The sequence below is a fragment of the Enterobacter cloacae complex sp. 397G4 genome (assembly GCF_050031515.1).
In the GTDB taxonomy this organism is placed as follows: domain Bacteria; phylum Pseudomonadota; class Gammaproteobacteria; order Enterobacterales; family Enterobacteriaceae; genus Enterobacter; species Enterobacter hormaechei_C.
Window position 1 is genome coordinate 2342748 of sequence record NZ_JBLGWE010000001.1, and the last position, 24310, is coordinate 2367057.

Here is a 24310-nt window from a genome sequence, read left to right on the forward strand (position 1 = left end):
TCAGACAATAATGGGTGATTTTTCCCAAGGATAGCTACATCCCTCTGGTGGACATATCCACAGGAATACGCGCACCTGCAAGGAGAAGAATATGAGTACCGCAAAAGTTGTTGATGTCATCATTCGCAAAACGGCAGAGAAGACGAAATTAACCGGAGAGGGGAATCTCTCGGTCTCTATTTCCTCACCGAGCGTGATTGAAATTCAGGGTTCTGCTCAGGACGTGGTGCGTTATGTCCGCCAGGGGAATGACCTCCTCATTTATATGAAAGATGGCAGCGTGATCCGCTGCAATAATTATTTTGTCGAAGACACGGAAACCCATAATCATTCCGAGCTGGTATTTAACGATAACCAGGAGCTGACGCATATTTCATTTGCCGATGCCGGGGAAGCATCAGGCGTTGCCGCCACCGAATTAACCGCCCAGGCTGCACCCATTAGCAGCATTGAACCTTTCCTGGAGCAGGGAAGCGTCTTAAGCGATGCGCCGTGGGGCTGGATTGCCGGTGCGGCGTTAGGGGGCGGTGCGATCGGCGCACTGCTGGCTCACGGCGGCGATGGCGAAACCAAAACCAGGGTTATTGATAATACAAAAGAAGTCGAAAGCGCCACGCCGACATTTTTGCTCACGGACAACGCGGGTGACAAGCAGGGCGTGCTGAGTGCAAAAGAGGTCACGGATGACAACACCCCCACCTTCAGCGGTACCGGGCAGCCGGGCGCGACCATTCAGGTTAAAGACGGCAACGGCAGCACCATCGCCAGCACCATGGTTGCGAAGGACGGCACCTGGACGGTAACACTCCCGACCCAGGCGGACGGGGAACATACCTGGTCCGTCGTACAGATCGACGGCAGTAAAACGACCTCTGCGGGCAGTATTACCGTAACCGTTTCTACAGCGGATACCAGCGTGACGCTCGCCACCACGGCGGGCGATAACGTGATCAACGCCAGCGAGCAGGCCGCTGGCTTTACGCTGTCCGGCACCAGCAAAAACCTGGCGCAGGGAACGGCGCTTACCGTTACGCTCAACGGTAAAACCTATACCGCAGAAGTGGGGGCAAACGGCGCATGGAGCGTGAAGGTCCCTGCTGCCGACGCACAGGCGCTGGGCGATGGTACCTGGACGGTCAACGTCAGCGGAAAAGACGCGGCGGGCAACACCGTGTCCGGCAGCCAGACGATTGGCGTGGATACCGCCTCGCCAGCGATCTCTGTCGACACGATCGCCCAGGACAACATCATCAACGCGGCTGAACATAATCAGCCGCTGACGCTGACCGGGAAAACCGATGCGGAAGCGGGCCAGATTGTGACGGTCACGCTAAACGGCAAAAATCACACGGCGACCGTGGGCAGCGACGGCAGCTGGTCCGTTACGCTTCCGGCCAGTGAAGTACAGGCGCTGGCTAACGGCGAGCACACCCTGACGGTAAACGTCAGCGACAAAGCGGGTAACGGGTCATCCACCACCGCCGATTTCACGGTCGATACCGCAGCGCCAGTGGTCACTATCAACACCGTCGCGGGCGACGACATACTGAACACCAGCGAGCAGGGGCAGGCGCAGATTATTTCCGGCCAGGCGAACGGCGCGGCGGAGGGCGACGTTGTCACCGTGACCGTTGGCGGCAAGACCTTTACCGGTGCCGTCCAGGCGGACGGCAGCTGGAGCGTCGGCGTGCCTGCCTCCGTCATTGGCGCGCTGGGGGAAGGCAGCCACAGCATTTCGGTCTCCGTGACCGATGCGGCGGGCAACACCGGCAGCGCGACGCACGGCATTACGCTGAGCGGCAACCCGCCGGAATTTACGCTTGACCCCATCAGCCAGGATAACGTCCTGAATGCGCAGGAGGCCATGCAGCCCCTGAGCCTGAGCGGGACCAGTAATCTGCCGAACGGCAGCGCTGTCACCGTGACGCTGAACAACGTTAACTATCAGGCCACCGTTGAGAACGGTCGCTGGTCCGTTCAGGTGCCGGTTTCCGACGTGCTGGATCTGGCGAATACCCTTTACACCGTCAGCGTCAGCGGCACCGACAGCGTGGGTAACAGCGGCTCCGCCGAGGCGAATCTGCTGGTAGACACCGTGCTGCCGCAGGTGATCGTCAACACCTTTGCCGGGGATAACCTGGTCAATAACGCCGAAGCGGCGGTTGACCAAACCCTCAGTGGACGCGTCACCGGCGCGGCGGCGGGCGATACCGTCTCTGTCACCGTGGGCGGCAAGAGCTACACCGCAACGGTTGGCAGCGACCTCAAATGGAGCGTGACGATCCCATCGGCCGACCTCCAGGCGTTTGGCGACGGCGATTTAACCTTCAGCGCCTCTGTCACCAATGCGCACGGCAATACCGGCACCGGCGAACGTGATATCAACATCAACGCCGAACTGCCGGGCCTGCGCGTGAACACGATCTCTGGCGATGACGTGATTAACGCCATCGAGCAGCAGCAGGATCTGGCCGTAACCGGCTCCAGCACTCATCTGGCCGAAGGCACACAGATCACCGTTACCATCAATAATGTCGAATACGTCACCACGGTTAACGCCAGCGGCAACTGGCAGATTGGCGTGCCGGCGGCGGACCTTCAGGCATGGACGGCGGGAGGCATGACCGTCAGCGTCAGCGCGGAAGATGCCTGGGGCAATACCGTGGCGGCTGAACACCCGATCGAGCTTGACCTGAATGCGGTGGCCGTCACCATCGATACCGTAACCACTGACGATATGCTCAACGCGGCGGAAAAAGGTGCGGATGTCACGCTTTCTGGTCAGACGCAGGGCGTGGAGGCCGGGCAGACCGTGGTGGTGAAATTCGCGGATCAAACCTTTACTGCACAGGTGCAGCAGGACGGCTCCTGGCGCCTGACCGTTCCGGCGAGCGCGATGGAAACGCTGATCGACGGGCGTGCGCAGGTGAGCGTCAGCGTGACTAACGTCAACGGCAACAGCGCGGACGCCTCACGCGTGGTGATCGTCGATACGCAGCCGCCAGCCATTACGCTTGATAACCTGACCGACGACAACATCATTAATGCGGCAGAAGCGCAGCAGGATCTGGTGCTCAGCGGCAGCACAACCGCTGAAGCGGGCCAGACGGTCACCGTGACGCTGAACGGTAAATCTTACCAGACCACGGTACAGGCGGACGGTCGCTGGCAGCTGAACGTGCCTGCCGCCGACGTAGGCGCGCTGACCGATGGCAATGTCACCGTGACGGCCACCGTCAGTGACGTGGCGGGCAACAGCAGCAGCGCGGACCGCGTTGGGCTGGTGGATGCCACCGTGCCGCAGGTAACCATCAACGATTTCGTCACCGACACCAACACCGTTAACCAGCTGGCCCATGCTCAGGCGCAGATCCTGAGCGGCTCCGTCACCGGCGCGGCGGCGGGCGATTTGGTCACCATCACCATCAATAACGTGGACTACACCACCGTGGTGGATGCGGCAGGCAACTGGAGCCTCGGCCTGCCTGCGTCCGTCGTTCAGGGGCTGACGGACGGCACCTGGACCATTAACGTCTCCGTGACCGACCAATCCGGCAACACCGGCAGCAGTTCAGTGGATGTGGTGGTCAATACTGTGACGCCCGTTATCGGTATTAACACGCTGGCCGCGGATGACGTGATCAATGCGGCAGAGAAGGGCGCAGATCTGCTGCTTTCCGGTACCAGCAACCAGCCGGAAGGAACCACCATCACCGTTAATCTGAACGGTATCAACTACGCCGCCACCACCGACGCCAGCGGCAACTGGAGCGTTACCGTCCCCGCCTCTGCGGTGAGCGCGCTGGGTGAAGCCAATTACACCGTGACGGCGAGCGTCACCGATAATGTGGGCAACAGCGCCGCTGCCACGCACGATGTGCTGGTGGACAGCTCGCTGCCGGTGGTCACCATCAACACCCTCGCGGGCGACAATATCGTCAACGCGGCGGAAGTGGCCGCAGGGCAAACCCTGACCGGAAAGGTTTCTAACGCGGCATCGGGCGATACCGTCACGATTATCCTCGGCGGGCAGACATACACGGCCACCGTACAGGACGATCTCACCTGGAGCCTGCCGTTAACCCAGAGTCAGTTAACCGCGCTCGGCAACGGCGACCTGACCGTATCGGCCAGCGTAACGAACGCGCACGGCAATACCGGATCGTCTTCCCTGGATGTCACCATTGACGCCCAGCTGCCCGGCCTGCGCATTGATACCGTCGCCGGTGACGACGTCATTAACGTTATTGAACACGCGCAGAACCTGGTTATCTCCGGCACCAGCACCGACCTGGCGGCGGGTAGCACCGTCACCGTGACCATCAACGGCAAGAGTTATTCCGCCTCGGTACTGGCGGATGGCACCTGGCAGGCTGCGGTTCCGGCCGCCGACGTCTCCCGGTGGGCAGACGGGTCGCTCACCATCAGCGCCAGCGCGCAGGATACCTCCGGCAACCCGGTGAATATCGGTACCGTTGTGGATGTCGATCTCGCCCCGGTGGCGATAAGCATCAACAGCGTGACGGACGACAACGTGCTTAACGCGGCAGAAAAAGGCCAGGATCTGGTGCTGTCCGGCTCCTCCTCGAACGTTGAAGCGGGCCAGACCGTTACCATTATCTTTGCGGGTAAAACCTGGACCACGACGGTCGATGCCAACGGCGACTGGACCTGCACCGTACCGGCTGCCGATCTGAGCGGCCTGAAGGACGGCGACGCCAGCGTACAGGTCAGCGTCACCAACGTGAACGGCAACGCGGCCTCTTCCTCGCAGGCATTCAGCGTCGATACCGCCGCGCCAGCGGTCACCATCAACACCATCAGCGGCGACAACATGCTGAATGCGGCAGAGGCGGCGCAGGATCTGACCCTGAGCGGGACGTCTACTGCCGAAGCAGGCCAGACGGTCACCGTGACCTTCAACGGCAATCAGTACACCGCCCAGGTGCAGGCGAACGGCAGCTGGACGCTGGACGTTCCGGCGGCGGATATGGCAGGCATCACCGACGGTAGCGCGGCGGTCACGGTGACCGTGTCCGATAAAGCGGGCAACCCGGCCAGCGCGGGGGCGTCCGTGCTGGTCGACACTCCCGTGCCGCAGATTATCTTCAACATTGTGGCGGGCGACGACATTGTTAATATTGCCGAGCACGGCCAGGCGCTGATTGTCACCGGCAAGGTGACGGGCGCGCAGGCGGGCGATGTGATTACCCTGACCCTGAACGGCAAAGACTACACCGCGATGCTGGACGGTGCCGGTAACTGGAGCGTGGGCGTTCCGGCGGCGGACGTGGGCGCGCTGGCTAACGGCGATCAGACGATCTCCGCGACACTCACCGATAAAGCGGGCAACAGCACCAGCGCGACGCACGCGTTTGACGTCTCCCTGACCGCGCCGGTGATTGCCATCAATACCCTGGCGGTTGACGACGTGATCAACGCGACCGAAAAAGGCCAGGACCTGTTGATCTCCGGCACCAGCAACCAGCCGGACGGGACCCGCATCACCGTAACCCTGAACGGTATCAGTTACGCCGCCACCACCGATGCCAGCGGTAACTGGAGCGTCACCGTTCCGGCGGCGAACGTCTCGGCACTGGGCGAAGCGAGCTACAGCGTGACGGCCAGCGTGACCGATACCGCGGGTAATAGCGCGAACACCAGCCATAGCGTGCTGGTCGACAGCGCGCTGCCGCAGGTCACCATTAATGCGGTTGCCACCGACGACGTGATTAACGCGGCGGAAGTGGCTTCCGGTCAAACCCTGAGCGGGAAAGTGAGCGGCGCGGCGAGCGGTGACACTGTCACGATCGGTATCGGGGGCAACACCTATACCGCGACGGTTCAGGATGACCTGAGCTGGTCGGTTAACGTGCCGTCTGACGTCTTAACCGCTATCGGTAACGGCGATCTGACCGTAACAGCGAGCGTGACCAACGGCCACGGCAACACCGGCACCGGCGAACGCGACATCACGATTGATGCCAGCCTGCCGGGCCTGCGCGTGGATACCGTGGCAGGCGACGATGTGATCAACAGCATCGAGCATGGTCAAAACCTGATTATCACCGGCTCCAGCGACGGGCTGGCGAGCGGATCGGCGCTGACGGTCACCGTCAACGGCAAAACCTACGCGGCAACCGTGCTGGCGGACGGCACCTGGACGGCGGCTATTCCGGCGGCGGACGTCGGCGCGCTGAGCGCAGGCACGATCACCGTGACCGTTGACGGCCAGAGCGCGGCGGGTAACCCGGTTTCCATCAGCCACGACGTGAAAGTGGATCTGGCGGCAGTCGCCATCAGCATTAATCCGATTGCCTCGGACGACGTAATCAACGCGGCTGAGAAAGGCGCGGACCTGGTGCTGTCTGGCTCGACCACCAACATGGAAGAAAACCAGACCGTTACCATCACCTTCGGCGGCAAGTTGTACACCGCGACGGTGGATGCCAGCGGCAATTGGACGGCGACCGTACCGTCTGCCGATTTGGGCGGACTGAAAGACGGCGACGCCAGCGTGCAGGTCAGCGTCACCAACGTGAACGGCAACAGCGCCTCGGCGGGCCGCGAATACAGCGTGGACGCCACCGCGCCGACGGTGTCCATCGAGATCGTCAGCGACAACAACATCATCAACGCGGCCGAAGCGCAGCAGGATCTGGTCGTTAACGGTGTCTCCAACGCCGAAGCGGGCCAGACCGTGACCGTGACGCTGAACGGCGTGGACTACACCACCACCGTACAGGCGAACGGCAGCTGGAGCGTCACCGTACCGTCTGCGGATATCGGCGCGATTACCGACGGCGATTACACCATCACGGCAGCCGTCGCGGATAAGGCGGGTAACCCGGCCTCGGCGGACCGCGATGTGCTGGTGGATACCACGGTGCCACAGCTGACCATTAACACCGTTTCCGACGACGACGTGATCAACAGCGCCGAGCACGCGCAGGCGCTGATTGTCACCGGTTCCGTGACCGGTGCGGCGGCGGGCGACGTGGTGACCGTCACCATCAATAACAAAGATTACACCGCGACCCTGGATACTTCCGGCAGGTGGAGCGTGGGCGTGCCTGCGGCGGACGTGAGTGCCCTGGCCGCCGGGGATTACACCATCACCGCGGCGCTGACCGATAAAGCCGGAAACAGCAACAGCACAACGCACGAGGTTGAAGTCAACCTCACCGCGCCGGTGCTGACCATTGACACCGTGTCCGGTGACGATGTGATCAACAGCAGCGAGAAAACGCAGGATCTGACCATCACAGGTACGGCTTCCGGGCTGGCAGCGGGCGCGGTGGTCACCGTGATGCTCAACGGCAAAGCGTACAGCGCCACGGTGGACACCAATGGCCAATGGACTACAACCGTTCCGGCGAGCGAGGTGGGGCAACTGGGTGAAGCGCTTTACACCGTGTCGGCCTCCGCGACGGACAGCGTCGGCAACAGCTCCAGCACCTCGCACACCGTGAACGTGGAATCCGTGCTGCCTGGCGTCATCATCAACACCGTGGCGGGCGACGACGTGATCAACGCAGCGGAGCTGGCAACCGGCCAGACCATTAGCGGCACAGTGGTGAATGCCGAAGCGGGCAACACCGTGACGGTGTCAGTTGGCGGCCACAGCTACACCGCAACGGTACAGGACAATCTCACCTGGTCCGTCAGCGTACCGGAATCTGTGCTCGCCGCGCTGGGCAATGGCGATCTGACCGTGACCGCCAGCGTCACGAACGGCGTGGGCAACAGCGGCAGCGGCGAGCGCGATATCACTATCGACGCGAATCTGCCGGGCCTGCGCGTGGACACCGTTGCGGGCGATGACGTGATTAACAGCATCGAACACGGGCAGAATCTGATTATCACGGGTTCAAGCGACGGCCTGACGGCGGGTACGGCGCTGACCGTCACCGTAAACGGTAAAACCTATCCGGCTACCGTGCTGGCAGACGGCACCTGGAGCGCGGCGATCCCTTCTGCGGACGTGAGTGCCCTTGCCGCAGGCACGGTCACCGTGAACGTTGAAGGCCAGAGCAGCGCGGGCAATCCGGTGACTATCAACCATGATGTGACGGTGGATCTGGCAAACGTCGCCATCAGCATTGACGCCATCGCTTCCGATGACGTGATCAACGCCGCCGAGAGGGGTGCGGATCTGGTGCTCTCCGGCACCACCTCGAACGTCGAAGAAAACCAGAACGTCACCATCACCTTCGGCGGCAAGAACTACACCGCCACGGTGGACGCTGAGGGTAAATGGACCGCCACGGTGCCGTCTGCGGATCTGACCGGTCTGAAAGACGGCGACGCCAGCGTGCAGGTCAGCGTCACCAACGTGAACGGCAACAGCGCGTCTGCGGGACGCGAGTACAGCGTGGATGCTACCGCGCCGTCCGTGACCATCAACACGATTGCCACCGACGATATCCTGAACGCCTCAGAAGCGCAGTCCGACCTGGCAATCTCTGGCACCAGCACCGCCGAAGCAGGCCAGACGGTGACCGTATCGCTGAACGGCAAAGATTACACCACAACCGTCAGCGCGAACGGCAGCTGGACGCTGAACGTGCCGGCAGCTGACCTTGCAGGATTAACCGACGGCAGCGTCACCGTGACCGCGGCCGTCAGCGACAAGGCGGGTAACCCGGCGTCGGTGGACCACACCCTGACGGTGGACGTCACCGTTCCGGCAGTGACCATCCACACCGTGGCAGGCGACGACGTGATTAACGTGGCTGAACACAATCAGGCGCAGATTATCAGCGGCTCCGCCACCGGCGCGGCGGCGGGCGATACCGTTACCGTCACCATCGGCGACCAGACTTATACCACCGTGCTGGATGCGGCGGGTAACTGGAGCGTGGGCGTTCCGGCCAGCGTCATTTCCGGCCTCAGCGACGGCAGCGTGACCGTCACTGCGTCAGTCACCGACGCGGCGGGCAATACCGGCAGCGGCACGCATAATGTGACCGTCGATACCGGTCTGCCGTCGGTCAGCTTCAACGCCATCAGCGATGACAACGTCCTGAACGCCGTTGAAAAAGGGCAGGATCTGAGCGTCAGCGGCACCAGCGCCAACCTGGCGGAAGGCACCGTGGTTACCGTGACCCTGAACGGTAAAAACTACACGGCGACAACTGCGGCAGACGGCACCTGGAGCCTGACGGTTCCGGCTGCGGATCTGGCCGGTCTCGGTCAGGCCAGTTACACCCTGAACGCGACGGCCACCAACGGCGTGGGCAACAGCGTGAGCAGTTCTGCGAACCTGCTTGTCGACACCGCGCTGCCAACCGTCACCATCAACACCGTGGCGGGCGACAACGTCATCAACGCGGCGGAAGTGGCGGCAGGCCAGACACTGAGTGGCACCGTGGCGAATGCCGAAGCGGGCAACACCGTGACCGTGACTATCGGCGGCCACAGCTACACCGCAACGGTGCAGAATAATCTGTCCTGGTCCGTCAACGTGCCGTCTGACGTGCTGACCGCACTCGGCAACGGCAGCCTGAGCGTGACGGCGACCGTCACCAACGGCCACGGCAACACCGGCACCGGCGAACGCGAGATCGCTATCGACGCTAACCTGCCGGGCCTGCGCGTGAATACCGTGGCGGGTGACGACGTGGTCAACACCATCGAGCACGCGCAGAACCTGGTTGTTTCAGGCTCCAGCGACGGCCTGGCGCCGGGCACGGCGCTGACGGTTACCGTCAACGGTAAAGATTACGCGGCAACGGTACTGGCAGACGGCACCTGGAGCGCGGCGATCCCGTCCGCCGACGTGAGCGCGTGGCCGGAAGGCACCGTGAAAATCAGCGTTACCGGTGACAGCGCGGCGGGTAATCCGATCACCATCAGCCACGACGTGACCGTGGATCTGGCTACCGTTGCCATCAGCATCAATGCGCTTGCCACCGACGACGTAATTAACGCGGCGGAGAAGGGCGCGGATCTGGTGCTGTCCGGTGTGACCACCAACGTGGAAGCCGGGCAGACCGTGACCATCAGTCTGAACGGCAGGATCTACACCACCACCGTGGACGACAGCGGCAACTGGACTTACACCGTGCCGTCAGCGGATCTGGCTGGCCTGAAGGATGGCGACGCCAGCGTGCAGGTGAGCGTCACCAACGTGAACGGCAACAGCGCCTCGGCGGGCCGTGAGTACAGCGTGGATGCTACCGCGCCGTCCGTGACCATCAACACGATTGCCACCGACGATATCCTGAACGCCACGGAAGCTCAGTCAGACCTGGCAATCTCCGGCACCAGTACCGCCGAAGCAGGCCAGACGCTGACCGTATCGCTGAACGGCAAAGATTACACCACAACCGTCAGCGCGAACGGCAGCTGGACGCTGAACGTTCCGGCGGCGGATCTGGCAGGATTAACCGACGGCAGCGTGACGGTCACCGCCTCAGTCAGCGACAAGGCGGGTAACCCGGCGTCGGTTGACCACACCCTGACGGTGGACGTCACCGTACCTGCGGTGACCATCCACACCGTTGCAGGTGACGATGTGATTAACGTGGCTGAACACAATCAGGCGCAGATTATCAGCGGCTCCGCCACCGGCGCGGCGGCGGGCGACACCGTCACCGTCACCATCGGCGGCCAGTCGTACACCACCGTGCTGGATGCGGCGGGTAACTGGAGCGTGGGCGTTCCGGCGAATGTGATTTCAGGCCTCAGCGACGGCAGCGTGACCGTCACTGCGTCAGTCACCGACGCGGCGGGCAATACCGGCAGCGGCACGCATAATGTGACCGTCGATACCGGTCTGCCGTCGGTCAGCTTCAACGCCATCAGCGATGACAACGTCCTGAACGCGGTAGAAAAAGGGCAGGATCTTAGCGTCAGCGGCACCAGCGCCAACCTGGCGGAAGGCACTGTAGTCACCATGACCCTGAACGGTAAAAACTACACGGCGACGACTGCGGCAGACGGCACCTGGAGCCTGACGGTTCCGGCTGCGGATCTGTCAGGCCTCGGTGAAGCCAGCTACACCCTGAGCGCGACGGCCACCAACGGCGTGGGCAACAGCATCAGCACTACGGCGAACCTGCTTGTCGATACCGCGCTGCCAACCGTCACCATCAACACCGTGGCGGGGGACAACGTCATCAACGCGGCGGAAGTGGCCGCAGGCCAGACCATTACCGGTAAGGTGGCGAACGCGGACATCGGTAACACCGTGACGGTGAACATCGGCGGCAACACCTATACCGCGACGGTGCAGAGCGATCTGACCTGGTCCGTTAACGTGCCGGAATCCGTCCTGACCGCGCTGGGCAATGGCGATTTAACGGTGTCAGCAACCGTCACTAATGACCATGGCAATACGGGAACGGGCGAGCGCGATATCACTATCGACGCCAGCCTGCCGGGCCTGCGCGTGGATACCGTCGCGGGCGACGATGTGATTAACAGCATCGAGCATGGACAGAACCTGATTGTCACCGGCTCCAGCGACGGACTGGCGGCAGGCACTACGCTCACCGTGACCGTCAATGGCAAAACCTATGCGGCCTCCGTGCTGGCAGACGGTACCTGGAGCGCGGCGATCCCGGCAGCAGACGTCGGGGCCCTGGCTGCGGGCACGGTTTCCGTGACCGTTGCAGGCCAGAGCGCGGCGGGCAATCCGGTGACCATCAGTCATGACGTGACGGTGGATCTGGCGGCAGTCGCTATCAGTATTGATGCGATTGCTACCGACGACGTGATTAACGCGGCAGAAAAAGGCGCGGATCTGGTGCTGTCCGGCAGCACCTCGAACGTAGAGGAAAACCAGACCGTTACCGTCACCTTCGGCGGCAAGTCTTACACCGCCAAAGTCGATGCCGACGGCAACTGGACGGCCACCGTGCCTTCCTCGGATCTTGCGGGTCTGAAAGACGGCGACGCCAGCGTGCAGGTGAGCGTGACCAATGTGAACGGCAACAGCGCGTCTGCGGGCCGGGAGTACAGCGTGGATGCCACGGCGCCAACCGTGACCATCGACACGGTAGCCGGCGACAACGTGATCAACGGCAGCGAAGCGGCTGCGGGCGTGGCCATTTCCGGCACCACCACGGCTGAAGTCGGTCAGACGGTAACCGTTAACCTCGGTGGAAACAGCTATACCGCACAGGTTCAGCAGGGCGGCGTCTGGAGCATTAACGTGCCGGCCGCCGATCTGTCCACTCTGGCGGATAACGGCTACACCGTGCAGGTGAGCGTGAGTGACGCCGCGGGTAACCCGGGCAGCGCGGGCAAAGCGATTACGCTCGATACCACGCCGCCGACCGTCAGCTTTAACGTCGTGGCGGGCGATGACGTCATCAACAGCGTTGAGCACGGGCAGGCGCAGGTCGTCAGCGGCACCGCAACCGGTGCCAGCGTCGGCGATAAGCTGGTCATCACGATAGGTTCGAACCAGTACACCACCACCGTTGACGCCAGTGGCAAATGGAGCGTGGGCGTTCCTGCCAGCGACATTTCTGCCCTGACCGACGGCACCGTGACCCTCAGCGCGACAATCACCGACAGCGCGGGCAACAGCAGCACCCAGACCCATGACGTGGTGGTAAATACCGCATCGGTCGCGCTGACCGTCAACACCCTCAGCGGCGATGACGTGATCAATGCGGCAGAAGCGGGGGCGTCGCTGGTCATCAACGGCTCCAGCGCGCAGTTCGCCAGCGGTACGCAGGTCACTATCACCCTGAATGGTAAGAGCTATACGGCCACTATCCAGAGCGATGGCTCCTGGACAACCACCGTACCGGCCGCCGACGTGGGCACCCTGGCCGACGGCGCGAGCTACCAGGTTTCTGTTTCGGCGCAGGACAGCGCCGGGAACAGCGCCTCGGCGACGCACACCATCAGCGTGGACACCACCGCGCCGGTGATTAGCGTGAACACGTTGTCGGGCGACGATGTGCTGAATGCGGCGGAAGCCCAACAGCCGCTCACCGTACACGGCTCTTCCAGCGCGGAAGCAGGCCAGACGGTGACCGTCACGCTGGGCGGTAAAACCTACACTGCGCTTGTGGCAAACGACGGCACCTGGACGCTCGACGTCCCGGCCGCCGATCTTGCCAACCTGAGCGAAGGCGCGCTGACGGTCACCGCGTCGGTGAACGACAAGGCGGGTAATAACGGCCAGACGACGCATACCTTAACGGTCGATACCGTCGCGCCAGCCGTGACCATCAGCACCGTGGCCGATGACGATATCGTCAACAACGCCGAGCAGCTGGCGGGACAGACCATCAGCGGGACCACCACCGCGGAGCAGGGCCAGACGGTGACCGTCTCCTTCAACGGCCACAGCTATCAGGCGACCGTGGCGGCGAATGGCTCCTGGTCCGTCTTCGTGCCGGGACGCGACTTCCTCGGCCTGAGCGACGGGGATTACACCATTACGGCTACGGTGAGCGATAAGGCAGGTAACCCGGGCAGCGCAACGCACGACGTGACGCTGAACGGTGACGTGCCGACCATCGCCATTAACACCTTTGCGCAGGATGATATCGTCAACGCCGCCGAGCACGGCACGCCGCTGGTTATCAGCGGCACCACCGATGCGCCAACGGGCCAGACGGTGACCATTACGCTTAACGGTAAAACCTACACGGCTACCGTTCAAAATGACGGCACCTGGAGCTATACGGTCGGCAGCGCAGACGTGACCGCGCTGGCGGACGGCGGTTCGTACGTGATTAAAGCGCAGGTGAGCAACGCCATCGGCAACAGCGCCAGCGATAACCATACCGTTACCGTGGATCTCACCGCACCGTCGATGGGGATCAGCATTGATTCCCTGCAAAACGATACCGGCCTCAGCGCGAATGACTTCATCACCAACGACAGCCAGGTGGTGGTGAATGGTTCCCTGACCGCGCAGCTCGGCAATAACGAGAAGGCGCAGATCAGCCTTGACGGCGGTACCACCTGGATTGACCTGACCGTCACCGGCACCACCTGGCGCTACACCGATGGCCGTACCCTGACCGACGGTACGTACCAGTACCAGGTGCGCGTGATCGACAATGCAGGCAACGTTGGGGCAACGGACAGCCAGGACGTGGTAATCGATCTGACGAAGCCTGCGGCGGCGACTATTACCGTGGATTCCGTCTCGCAGGATACCGGCCTGTCCGACAGCGACTTTATTACCAGCGACAACCAGATCAGCCTGAAAGGGACGCTCGGCGCGGCCCTGGGCAGCGGCGACCACGCTCAGATCAGCCTCGACGGTGGCGCAACCTGGACTGACGTGAGCGTCAGCGGCCTGAGCTGGACCTACGTTGACGGCCGCACGCTGGCCGACGGAGACTACAACTATCAGCTGCGGGTGATTGACGACGCGGGGAATATCAGCGCCACTACCAGCCAGGTGGTGACCATTGATACCGTCGCGCCGGACGCCAGCAAAACGATCGCTATCGACAGCATCAGCGACGATACCGGCCTGAGCAGCAGCGACTTTATCACCAATGATACCTCCCTGACGCTGCACGGCTCGCTCGGCGCAACGCTGGCCGACGGCGAATATGCCCAGATCAGCATCGACGGCGGGGTCACCTGGCAGAACGTGATCGTCACTGGCAACAGCTGGTACTACGTGGACGGCCGCACGCTGGGTAACCAGACCTATGACTACTACGTTCGCGTAGTGGATGCGGCGGGCAACGTAGGTGCCAGCGCTCATCAGCAGGTGACGGTCGATACGGTCGCGCCGGATGCGGCGATTACGGTGACCGTGGATAACATCACCGTCGATACCGGCTTCGACAATAACGACTTCCTGACCAGTTCGACCTCGTACACGCTCAACGGGACGCTCGGGGCCGAACTCGGGGCGGGTGAGTATGTGCAGGTGAGCATGGATGGCGGCACCACCTGGGTTTACGCCACGGTAAGCGGCACCCGGTGGAGTTATAACGACACCCGCACCCTGGCCGACGGCGACTACCGCTATCAGGTGCGGGTTGTCGATCAGGCGGGCAACGTTGGGGCCACCACCACGCAGGACGTGACGGTGGATACCCAGGCGCCGCAGTACGGCATCACCATTGACAGCATCAGCGAAGATACCGGGCAGTCCGGGAGTGATTTCATCACCATGGACACCTCGCTGACGATCAACGGCTCGTTGGGCAGCGCGCTGGCCAGCGACGAGCGCGTACAGATCAGCCTCGACGGCGGTAATACCTGGATTGACACTACCGTCACTAACCAGCGCTGGAGCTATACGGATACCCGCGATCTGGCGGACGGGGATTACACCTACCAGGTGCGGATCATCGACCAGGCGGGCAACGTCGGCTCAACCTCTTCGCAGGTGGTAACGGTTGATACCACGCCGCCTGACACGGTGGGAACGGTGGTCAGCTATACCGACGGGGAAGGTGAACGTACAGGCACGTACGGCGCATCAGTCGCGACGGACGATACCTCGCCGCTGATCAACGGTACGCTTAACCGCGCTCCGGAAGATGGCGAAATCGTGCAGCTTTACCGGGACGGGATCTTGCTGGGTCAGGTCACGATGAACGGCAGCGCAAGCTGGTCCTATCAGGACAATGGCCTGCTCGACGGGAATCACACCTACATTCTGCGCGTCACCGACAAAGCCGGTAACTACACGGAATCGGATGGCTTTGTGCTGAACGTCGATACCAGCATCCCGACCACCACCGCGGCGATTACTGCCCAGACCACCTCGGATACCACGCCGATTGTCAGCGGTACGGTCTCCGCAGACCTGGTGAACGGTGAATATCTGGTGGTGACGGTGAACGGGAAAACCTACACCTCCCAGACCGGCGGTGCGGTGGTCGTCGACCCGGATCACAATACCTGGTATCTACAGATCCCGGACAGCGATGCCCTGAGTGTGGCGAGTTACGACGTAACCGCGCAGGTGAAGAGTAGCGCGGGCAACGGTAACACCACCGGTACGGCAACCGGTAGCCTGGTGATCGATACCACCTCGGTGAATACCGACTGGGCGACCACTGCGGGGAACAGCAACAACTCAACCATGACTCTCGGCATGAACAGCAGCGGGCTGTGGAATATCATTGCTAATGGACAGTCTTATTCCAGCAGCGATGATTCAACCTATGCCGGGAATACGTTAACTAACACCCGTAGCTACTATGTGGTGAGCCAGACGGCAGCTGACTTTGACCGTAACGGCACGCAGGATATCTTTGCGACGGAGAACACCTACGCGGGCTCTACACAGGTGATGTGGACCTACGATGGCAGCAGCTACACCGCCAGCCAGCTGGCGATGGGAACCACCATCTGGTACGGCGGCGTAATTGCCTACGACAAAACCGGCGATGGCTATCTTGATCTGGCGTACGGCGATGCCGGTATGGACTCCCTGACCTACCTGGTGAATACCAACGGCGTTCTGTCGCCGGACGGCACCGGCGGGGAAGGTGGATTCTACGGCCAGTTCGATTCCGGGCGTGAAATCTCCGGCGTCGACCTGAACAACGACGGTACCGTGGACATCGTGCAGCACACCAACCGCAGCGGGGCGTACTCGCTCACCGTGATTAACAACAACGGGAACGGTACGCTTTCCATTGGCCAGAACCTGACCAACGTGTTTGTGGCCAACGCCTCGAATACCACCACGGCGGCCTCCATGACGTGGGCGGACTTTAACGGCGATGGCTACATGGATCTGTACCTCGGCAGCAGCTACAACAACAACGGCGGGGTGATTTACTACAACGACGGTACCGGGCAGCTTTCCACGACCAAAAGCGCGGTGGAAGCCTCTAACGCCACGGCGGGCTATCTGTCGGTGGCGGTAGACTGGAACGGTGACGGGCAGATGGACATCATCAAGCTCAGCACCTACGGCAGCTCACAGACTGCGACCCTGTTCACCAACAACGGCTACGGCTCAACCTGGACTTCAAGCCAGCTGGCTTCTGGGCTGGCCAACGTCACCGGCGTCGCCGCGGTGGACTACAACTGGGACGGTGCGCAGGATCTGCTGGTGTCTCAGCAGAACGGTAAGGTGGTGCTGGTGCAGAACAATGCGGAGATCGCTGACGGTACCGCGATGCATCTGCACATTGTCGAAAGCGAAGGCATCAACGCGTACTACGGCAATACGGTCAATCTGTATAACGCTGCGGGCGTGCTGGTGGCCTCGCAGATCATCAACGCTCAGTCCGGCATTGGCTCGAACGATACCTCTGCGCTGGTGAGTTTCTACGGGCTGGATCCGAACGAAACCTACTCGGCGGAGATCGTGAAGATCACCAACGGCGTCTCGGATAACGTCACCTGGACCGGCCTGGACGCGGGCAACGGCAAAGAGGGTTATGTTCTCACCGCCGAAGCGGCCACTGGCGGCCACAGCGGAACCATTACCGGTACCGGGTATAACGACACCTTTATCGCAGAGGATGGGACCTATACCTATAACGGCTCCGGCGGCTGGAATACCCATTCCGACTACGACACCTGGAGCAATACCGGCGGCATGGACGTGGTGGATTATCGTAATGCCACCTCTGGGATAACCGTTGATTTGCGCCTCTCAACGGCGCAGGACACCGGATTCGGTACCACGCGGTTGTTGAATATTGAAGGGATTAACGGCTCCGACTATGACGACGTGATCACCGGCAACAGCGGTGATAACCAGTTCGAAGGCCGGGGCGGGAACGACACCTTCAACATCGGCAGCGGCGGTCACGATACGTTGCTCTATAAGCTGATCAACGCGTCTGACGCGACGGGCGGCAACGGTAGCGATGTGGTGAACGGCTTTACCGTCGGCACCTGGGAAGGGACGGCGGATACGGACCGTATCGATCTGCGCGACCTGCTTTCCGACAGCGGCTATACCGGCACCGGCTCGGCGAGCTACGTGAACGGCGTGGCGACGCTGGACAGCAGCGCGGGCAACATCGCCGACTACATCCGCGTTGTGCAAAACGGCAGCAACACCGAGATCCAGGTTGACCTGGACGGGACGGGCGGTCAGTTCACGCCCACCACGCTGGTGACGCTGAACGGCGTGCAGACGGATCTGGCGACGCTGTTGGCCAATCATCAACTGTTAATTGCGTAAAACAACGCCGCGGGGAGCGATCCTCGCGGCCTTTTGCGTTTCTTTACACGAATAGCCATAACCCTATATTTCACAAGATTATTTTGCGGGCTCGTTTAGACAGTGTTCGATTTCTAATCATCCCGGAAAGGTATCATTTCAGTGCGAAATCATCGCCCTGAACAGGACGTAGCATTATGAAGACACATCCACAGTACGAACCCTGGTTGCAGGGCATGCTCATCATCGCGAAATATTATCGGCTGGATTTTTCGGCGGAGCATGTTCGGGTCACGATTAACCATGAAAGCCAGTCTCCACGCCAGCTGGTGCTGGAGGAGATGGCGCGCCAGCTTGGGCTGGGGATGCGTTGGGTGGCGGCGGGAGCCGTAGCGCTCGATCCGTGGCGTTTACCGCTGCTGGCGGAGTTCACCGGCGGGCAAATTGCGGTCATCAACCGTATGGACAACGAAGGGAACGTCAGCGTGCAGTTTAGCGGCGACGGGGGCCTGGAGACGACGCTGACGCACGACGAACTCGGTTCGCGGTTAAAGGGGCTGATGGTGCTGCGTCCCCTGGAGTCCACGCCGGATGCGCGCGTGGATGATTACATCAAACCCTATGAGAAAAACTGGTTCTGGCAGCTGGCGCTGAAAGACTGGCGTCGTTACAGCGACATAATGCTGGTGGCGCTGGTCGCCAACGTGCTGGCGCTCTCCGGCATGGTCTTTTCCATGCAGGTGTATGACAGGGTGGTGCCGTCCCAGTCGGAGGCCACGCTGTGGGTGCTGTTTGGCGGTGTGATGATCGCCATCGTGTTTGAATTCATCATGCGCATGCTGCGGGTGCATATTTCGGACGTGGTAGGGAAACGCGCCGACCTGCGTATTTCCGAGCGCGTGTTTGCCCACGCCCTGAGGATTAAAAACGGCGCACGGTCGAAATCGACCGGGTCGTTTATCGCCCAGATCCGCGAGCTGGAGTCGGTGCGGGAGCTGATCACTTCCACCACCATTGCCGCTATCTCCGATCTGCCGTTCTTCCTGCTGTTCGTCTTCATTCTGTGGATGATTGGCGGCCCGCTGGTGCTGGTGGTGCTGCTGGCCGTACCGCTGCTGCTCATTCCCGGCCTGCTGGTGCAGCGCCCGCTGGGAAAACTCTCCAGCGAAGGGATGCGTGAATCGGCGATTCGTAACGCCACGCTGGTGGAAGCGGTGCAGGGGCTTGAGGACATCAAGCTAATGCGCGCCGAGCAGAGGTTCCAGAACCAGTGGAATAACACCAATGACGTTGCCGCGAGCGTCGGCATGAAGCAGCGCTGGCTGACGGGGCTGCTGCTGACCTGGACTCAGGAGGTGCAGTCTATCGTCTACGCCGTGGTGCTGCTGGTGGGGTGTTATCTGGTTATCAGCGGCGACATGACCACCGGTGCGCTGGTGGGCACCTCGATTCTGGCGTCCCGGACCATTGCGCCCCTGTCGCAGATTTCCGGCGTGCTCTCCCGCTGGCAGTCGGCAAAGGTGGCCCGCAAGGGGCTGGATGACCTGATGCAGCGCCCGATTGACGATCCCCTGCACGGCAAAAAAGTGCATAAAGCCCATCTGCGCGGTGATTATCGGCTGGACGACGTCGGGTTTTATTACGACGAAGAAGAGAAGCTTACCGTGCTGAATATCAGCAAACTGCGCATTCGCGCCGGGGAGCGCGTGGCGGTGCTCGGGCGGAATGGTTCGGGGAAAAGCACCTTGCTGCATCTGCTGGCGGGAATGCAGGAGCCACAGCAGGGCAGCATTTTGCTGGACGATATTGCTCTCAATCATCTTGACCCGGCCGACGTGCGCCGCGACATGCAGTTGCTCAGCCAGCAGGCGCGGCTGTTCTTCGGCTCCTTACGCGACAACATCCTGATGGGTAATCCGCTGGCGACAGACGAGGAAATCCATCAGGCGCTGGTCAACAGCGGCGCGCTGGAGTTTGTGCGCAAGCAGAAAATGGGGCTGAACACCATCATCAATGAGGGCGGAACGGGGCTTTCCGGCGGGCAACGTCAGGCGCTGCTGCTGGCGCGCGCGCTGATCACCTCGCCGAATATTCTGCTGCTGGATGAACCCACCGCCTGGCTGGATGAGGTCAGCGAGAAGCAGTTTATCCAGCATCTGCACCAGTGGCTCGGTAAGCGCCGGACGCTGGTGGTGGCGACGCATCGTCTGCCGATTCTGGACCTGGTTGACCGCATCATCGTCCTGGAAAACGGCAAAGTGGTGATGGATGGCCCTCGTGAAGCCATTTTACGCCAGCACGGAATGGCCCCGCAGCAGGCGCCGCAGCGCACGGTTAAACTGAAAACGGAGGGCGTGGCATGAATGATTTCTCCCGCTTTAACAGCCGGCTCAAGGAGCCGCGCCTGCCGCGTTCGTCGCTGGTGGCATGGTCGCTGTTTGCCCTGCTGGTGGTCTTTATTACCTGGGCCAGCCTGTTCCAGCTGGATGAGGTCACGACGGGTAGCGGCAAGGTGATCCCGTCCTCCCACGAGCAGGTGATCCAGTCCCTTGAAGGAGGGATTATTCACAGTCTGATGGTGCGCGAGGGCGATATCGTCGAGCGTGGTCAACAGCTTGCCCAACTGGACCGGACGAAAACCGAGTCCAGCGTGCTGGAGAGCGAGTCTCGATTAAACGCTGCGATGGCGACGGCCGCGCGTCTGAATGCTGAGGTAAACGACACCGGGCTGACATTCCCGGCAGAGCTGGATGACGACGTTGAGTTGGTCAAACAGGAAACGGCGCTTTATCAGTCACGTCGCGAAAGCCTTGAAAAAGGGCTGGCGGGTTTACGCCAGGGAGCAGATCTCGTGCAGCGTGAACTGGCATTAACGCGCCCGCTGGTTACGCAGGGGGCGGCCAGTAAGGTCGAAGTCTTACGCCTTGAACGTCAAAAAAATGAGCTGGAGAGCAAAATCACCGAAATGAAAAACCAGTACTACGTTCGCGCCCGCGAAGAACTGGCAAAAGCGAACGCGGAAATGGAAGCGCAGCGTTCGGTCATGAAAGGACGCGAAGATTCACTCACCCGCTTAACGTTTAATGCGCCGGTGCGTGGCATCGTGAAGGACATTGACGTGACGACGGTGGGCGGGGTGATCCCGCCGAACGGCAAACTGATGAGCCTGGTACCGCTTGATGACCAGATGGTGATAGAAGCGAAAATCTCGCCGCGCGATGTCGCGTTTATCCATCCCGGGCAAAAAGCGCTGGTGAAAATCACCGCCTATGATTACTCCATCTACGGCGGGCTGGAAGGGGAGGTGACGATGATTTCCCCGGATACCCTTCAGGACGAGGTGAAACGGGATGTTTATTATTATCGCGTTTATATCCGTACGGACAGTAACCATCTGACCAACAGGCAGGGCAAGGAATTCCCGGTGTTCCCGGGCATGATAGCCACGGTTGATATCAAAACCGGCAGTAAATCCGTCATTGATTATCTGCTGAAACCATTGAATAAGGCAAAAGAGGCGCTGCGCGAGCGATAAAAAAGGCGTTCAGCAAACCGAACGCCCGTCAGATCAGAGTGTAGGCGTCATGTTGACAACATGGCGTCGTTCTTTTGGTACCACATTGATGTAATGTGTGACATACGCAAAATATAATCCGGCATAATTTTCGACAAGCTCGATAAAGGCCGGATAAATCGACATCCGGCCATCGCCGCGATCTTTAAGATAACCTGCCTCCTGCGCCGATTTGATAATCCGTTTAACATGAATACGCGAAACGAAAAATTCTTTTGCCAGCGTGCTGGCTGAATACGCTATTATGGCACCATGTGCTGTTTTGTTTTTGATGGCCTGCAAATAGAGATAGAGCATAATCATTCGGCCACCATCCTTATCAATAAATAAACCCACCTCCGGAAGCACTTTCCTGAATGTTAATCCGCGGAAAAGGTACTCTGCGGCGCGCCGGAAAAAGTTGTGCCTCAGATTGTCATTGTCCAGAAGGTTAGCATTTATATTGAATGTCGGAAAAAGAATGCTAACAGGCGTAAACGCCCCGGACATATAGCGTTTCAGCTCATCCAGTCCTTTTTCCGTTGGTGCGATTTTTGTTTTTCGGCGATCTTCGGTACAGCGCCAGGTCTTAATTCGCCCGGTGGTCTTAAGTATGGTGATGATCGCGATAACACTGTTAGGGCTGGCGATATTATAGCGGGTACACAGTGCCTTTATCTCTGAAACTGACTCAGCCTGATTACCAAAAACAAAACAACACATTGACAGTATTATGTTGAAGCGTGATTCCTGAAGCATCGTTTTATAGAATAAGGGTTGTTTTTTATAAATGGCATCATTAATTCTGTAGTGCTCTGTTATAGCTTCACCAAATCGCGGGTTGTTTTTAATAACATCCCTTCGATGTAGCAAAGCCCTGGATGAAATGTGATTATCCATAGCATTTTCTCTTTTTGTCTGGGCCGATAAGATGAAGTGTCTGGTCTTCTTTTTCGGAATTTTCATTATACCTTGTGAAGTGCATATTTACTGTCGTTATATGAAAAGAAAGTAATATTTATGCTGCATATGGATGAGTGGGTTGATTAACGCAAAGATGTTCCCGTGCATAACATTGATAACGGTTTATGAACCAAATGGGGTGCGGTAAAATTATTCAATGCGACAAAGAATATTGGCTTTAATCACATTTGGGAATGATATTTACATTCTCAGGAGCAGGTTATGTCTCAAAACTTACCTTTTATGCAAGGTACTTGCTACAAGCAACGATTCGTTATTTCAGCCTGCGGTTTCACCTTCGAGGGGTATAGCCTGCTTCTCAAGTCTCGTGGCGTAAACGCCACGCGGCTCCATTTTGAAGAGGATGAAGTTTGCTCAGGTGATGTGCAAAAAATGATGCAAAATCAACAACCTGAAGTTTCTGTTTTTCTTGGTCGCGACGTGACTGCCTTTCTTGAAAGCCTGAAACGGTTGGTCTCGGTTCTGAATGCACTGCCGGTTATTTGTAGCGTGACCCTGTATGGTGCAATACCAGAGAGATGGCTTTATGCCACGCTGAAAAGTCTCGTTAATAATACCAAATCGTTGTCGAGGATCAGGGTGGCGAATATTTCAGACGTAATGAATTGTGTAGAGAGTATTTCTGATGTGCATGCCGATTCGTCACGTTTATTGCGTGAAGGACCTGAGAAGGAAGGTAAGGAAAGCCTGCATGGTTTAACAAAACGTGAGTTAACCGTATTGCTGAATTTTTATCGGGGTATTTCGATAAAAGAGCAGTCAGCGAGGTTAGGGTTGTCAGATAAAACCATTTATACCCATCGGAAAGTGGGGTTGAGTAAATTATATCTTATCAGAGTGTGGTTTAGCGATGCACGTGTCTTAAGGGATGAGGTCTGTGCAGTAAAGAACAAAGCGCAGGGGTTTTCGGAAGCAGAAATAAATATATTGCAGGCGTTACATAAGCGGGAAATCTTTGCGGCTTATCAACTTATTACCGATAGCGATAAAAAAGGAATAGGCTTTGAAATTCTGCTGCGCTGGCATAAAAACGGTCAGGTCCTGAAACCAGGCCAATTTCTGGATGGGATAAAAAATGGCGAAATTTGGCTCAAGCTGACGGCGTTAGTCATTCACGCGGCCGTGTCAGGTATCAACAGATACAATGGAAAATATTATTTTTCGGTTAATATTCCTCCTCAATTGGCTGCCGGGAACGCGCTGCCGGGAATGGCGAAAAAAGCCGTTGAAATGTTACTGAAGCCGCAGTGGGCCGGGAAACTTGTCTTTGAATTAGCTGAAACCATTGATGTAACAAAGGATCCAAATATTCCTGTCACTCTCCAGCGTTTACGCGCCGAGGGATGCCGGCTGTTTCTGGATGATTGCTTTTCCAGACATTACGCTATGTTACCCATCCGACAGATTAATTTTGATGGACTGAAGCTTGACCGCGATATAGTCGAGCACTTTGTTGCTAACGACAATGACAATAGCATTATTAAAGCGATACAGATATACAGCGACATGACGGGAAGGGAATGCGTTGCGGAAGGCGTCGATAGCGAAGAAAAATTTGAAAAACTTGTCGCATTAGGGGTTAAGCGCTTCCAGGGATATTATCTTTCCCGGGCGGTTAAAGAAGAAGAGCTGGATCGAATGGTACGGCTATTTAGTTAATGGCTTCACTATGCTGGTGGTACGACAGACTTAACTCT

General features: G+C 59.3%; 5 protein-coding genes and 1 pseudogene. 5 read left to right on the forward strand and 1 reads right to left on the reverse strand.

Annotated elements, in window-relative coordinates; genetic code table 11:
- Window positions 1–91: 91 nt before the first annotated feature.
- The 4 genes and pseudogenes from ACQG1Y_RS11410 to ACQG1Y_RS11425 all read left to right on the forward strand — a co-directional run.
- Window positions 92–1441: pseudogene (locus ACQG1Y_RS11410) on the forward strand (Ig-like domain-containing protein); the annotation flags it as partial.
- Window positions 1433–18097 (forward strand): Ig-like domain-containing protein, encoded by a 16665-nt coding sequence (locus ACQG1Y_RS11415; protein WP_426737165.1) that lies wholly within the window; start codon window positions 1433–1435, stop codon window positions 18095–18097. The pseudogene ACQG1Y_RS11410 and the gene ACQG1Y_RS11415, both read left to right, overlap by 9 nt.
- Window positions 18098–18273: 176 nt before the next feature.
- Window positions 18274–20439 carry a type I secretion system permease/ATPase gene (locus ACQG1Y_RS11420; protein WP_160176986.1) on the forward strand — a complete coding sequence of 722 codons (2166 nt, stop codon included), beginning with the start codon at window positions 18274–18276 and terminating at the stop codon, window positions 20437–20439.
- Window positions 20436–21611 carry an HlyD family type I secretion periplasmic adaptor subunit gene (locus ACQG1Y_RS11425; protein WP_032104109.1) on the forward strand — a complete coding sequence of 392 codons (1176 nt, stop codon included), beginning with the start codon at window positions 20436–20438 and terminating at the stop codon, window positions 21609–21611. Before ACQG1Y_RS11420 ends, ACQG1Y_RS11425 begins: the two co-directional genes overlap by 4 nt.
- 33 nt (window positions 21612–21644) lie before the next feature.
- Here ACQG1Y_RS11425 and ACQG1Y_RS11430 read toward each other — a convergent pair whose 3' ends face one another.
- Window positions 21645–22529 (reverse strand): hypothetical protein, encoded by an 885-nt coding sequence (locus tag ACQG1Y_RS11430; RefSeq protein ID WP_047638233.1) that lies wholly within the window; start codon window positions 22527–22529, stop codon window positions 21645–21647.
- Between the two features lie 285 nt (window positions 22530–22814).
- Between ACQG1Y_RS11430 and ACQG1Y_RS11435 the strand changes: the two genes are divergently transcribed.
- On the forward strand, window positions 22815–24272 hold the full coding sequence (locus ACQG1Y_RS11435; RefSeq protein ID WP_426736768.1) for an EAL domain-containing protein: 1458 nt from the start codon (window positions 22815–22817) through the stop codon (window positions 24270–24272).
- Window positions 24273–24310: the final 38 nt, after the last annotated feature.